A 2,500-nucleotide genomic window follows, 5' to 3' on the forward strand; every position below is an offset into this window, starting at 1 on the left:
CCTGGTGGATCGGGCGCAATTGCTGACGCTGACGGCGCCTGAGATGACGGTCCTGGTCGGCGGCCTGCGCGTCCTCGGCGCGAATGCGGGCAAGTCCACGCATGGCGTCTTCACCAAGACGCCAGGGGCGCTGACCAACGACTTCTTCGTCAACCTGCTCGACATGGGCACGGAATGGCGGCCGCTCGCCGGCTCCGAAGGCGTGTACGAGGGACGCGACCACAAGACGAACGAGGTCAAATGGACCAGCGCGCGTGTCGACCTAATCTTCGGCTCGCACTCGGTGCTGCGCGCGCTTGCGGAAGTCTATGCCAGCGCGGACGCGAAGGAGAAGTTTGTGAAGGACTTCGTCAAGGCGTGGACCAAGGTGATGGACCTCGACCGCTTCGACCTGGCGTCCCGCGAGGAGCCGCTGGCAATGGCGGCCGAGTAAGAGATCGTCGAGCGCTCGGGCCATAGGTGGCCAACAATCCTGCCACGCGGGACAAGATCCCGCGCGGCTTTTTCTGCGGCGCCGGCCCGATGACTTCGGCGCCGGCCGCTGCTTCCCCGCCGCTTATGGCCAGGCGCCGGGCGGAATCGTCTGCGGGGCGATCGGAACCAGCGTCGCCACCGAAACGTGCGGCCAGCTGAGACCGGCGAAGTTGAGAAGCACGACCTGCGAGTACTGGATCTGCGTTGAGCGCACGGTGATCGTGATCGGAGCCGGAATCTCTCTTGGCGGCTCGATGTGGAAGACCGGCCCAAGCAACCCTGGTTTTGCTGTCGGCGCGGGGATTCGGAGAGGCGGCTGACCCAGCCGGAAGATCGGGATTTGGATTTTGTGCTCGACCGTCTCGATCCAGAACGTCGCGGTCATTGTGACCGCATCTGCGTTGGGGGTGGTGATCGCCTGATTGCCTTCAAGGAAGGCGATGTTCGCCGTGCCTCCGCCGAACACCGGGGAACGGGGCGACGTCGCGACGGTGAACACGATCGTTTCGACGATGGTCTGATGCGCGATGGCCTCGCGCAAAATGGTGTTGGGATCGTCCAGGATCGCCTGGGTGATCGTTCCCTCCGCAATGAATTTCGTCAGGTCCTGTGGGATGCGGGGCGTGTCCGTATCGGCTGCGGTCTGGGCGTTGAAGCGGATCGGGTGCGAGGGGTTGCCAATAGGGAACGGCGTGATCGAGACGGGCGGTATGGTCGGCGGCCCTGCGATTGTCGCGGTCGGCCCGAGAGCTTGGGCGTTGATTGTCGTTCCGTGGGGAATGGAGGCCATACGCACCAACGTCTCGGCCAGGTTCGGCGTCGTCTTCGTGGCGGGAACATGCATCCACAGACCAGGCTCGAAATGAATGCCCGTGGCCTTGCCGTCGCCCTTGCCGGTCGCCGTATTGGTCACGTCGTTGATCGCCTGCACATAAGGCACGCCGTTGAGAAAGATGTCGTTCTGGGCCTCCAACCCGCGATTGGGCACATTGCCGAGCGCCTCAGAGAATGTCAGGGTTTCGGTGGTGAGATTGAGTTCAAGGACATTCTCGCTGGGAGGCTGGGGCGGCGGTGGAGCGACGGGTTTGGGAAAGGTCGTTGTGGTTGGCGGCCCGCTATTGGGGCGGAAGATCGTATTGAAGCCGGTTCCCCCGAATTCTCCCATGAAGTGCGAGAGGACGCCGAGCGGAGGGGGCGCGGCTGCGGCGCGCGCCGCCAGAGCTTCCCTGATCTCGTCGAAAACAAAGTTGCCTTTGGATATCGAGACGCCTGGAACGGGTGCGTCGGGCATGGGCAGTCCTCCTCTTGCTATGAACACCGCGGGAACGTCCCTCGGCACCACAGACTATCTTCGTTCAGGAGGGTCTGTCTATGATGCAGGTCACACTGCAAACCGGCGGCGTGTCGCCTTTACGCCGTCCACGACCATCTCGCTGAGCGGCGGATGTGAACGATCTCGACCTTGTCGTCTCGAACTTCATAAGAAATCTTGTACGGATGATGCAGGACGATCTTCACAAATCGCATCGGTCTCGGCGTCTTTCGGCAGACGCATCGGTGCGCCCCAATAATGCGGATCGACTCTTCTCGGACCTGCAGCGACGCCGCACGCACCCTCGGGAGATATCGCGACGAGATAGTCTACACTGCCGGTCGCCGAAGGCTTGTCGCAGGCCGATCGCGGCGGAACGTGTCAACGACAATGAGACGCCTGGGTTGGTAATTTAGGCTTGGATTTCAGGCTTGATTTGGGGCGGATTGATCCAGCGGCTCTTCCATACTTCTTGTCAGCTTTGGCGAAGGCTCAGGTGGACCTTGGGCAGTTCGACGACGCGCGCCGCTCGGTTGGCGAAGCGATCACTGCGGCGGAGGCGACAGGCGAAAGGTGGTTCGACGCCGAAGCTCATCGTATCGCCGGTCTAATTGAGCTTCTGTCGCCCCAGCACGACCAGGGCGGGGCGCAAGCCTATTTCCAAGGCGCCCTCGATATCGCCCGCAGACAGAACGCTCGCTCATGGGAACTTCG

3 protein-coding genes are annotated in these 2,500 nt (G+C 62.4%); 2 read left to right on the top strand and 1 reads right to left on the bottom strand.

Going from position 1 to position 2,500, the window contains the following annotated elements:
- Positions 1–433 (top strand): peroxidase family protein (locus tag ACLP25_RS11795; protein WP_442469388.1); only part of this gene is annotated, 433 nt, incomplete at its 5' end.
- A gap of 123 nt (positions 434–556) precedes the next feature.
- Here ACLP25_RS11795 and ACLP25_RS11800 read toward each other — a convergent pair.
- Positions 557–1,765, bottom strand: a complete 1,209-nt coding sequence (locus tag ACLP25_RS11800) for a heme-binding protein (protein WP_442469389.1) — start codon at positions 1,763–1,765, stop codon at positions 557–559.
- A gap of 517 nt (positions 1,766–2,282) precedes the next feature.
- Between ACLP25_RS11800 and ACLP25_RS11805 the strand changes: the two genes are divergently transcribed.
- On the top strand, positions 2,283–2,500 hold a 218-nt coding region (locus ACLP25_RS11805), incomplete at its 3' end, for a hypothetical protein (RefSeq protein WP_442469390.1).

Origin of the sequence: Roseiarcus sp. (assembly GCF_052145395.1) — a bacterium.
Taxonomy (GTDB): Bacteria; Pseudomonadota; Alphaproteobacteria; order Rhizobiales; family Beijerinckiaceae; genus Roseiarcus.

What these genes read in the sequence shown, in the direction of transcription:
- ACLP25_RS11800 (WP_442469389.1), bottom strand. Translation starts at nt 1,765, where the DNA reads ATGCCCGACGCACCCGTTCCAGGCGTCTCGATATCCAAAGGCAACTTT.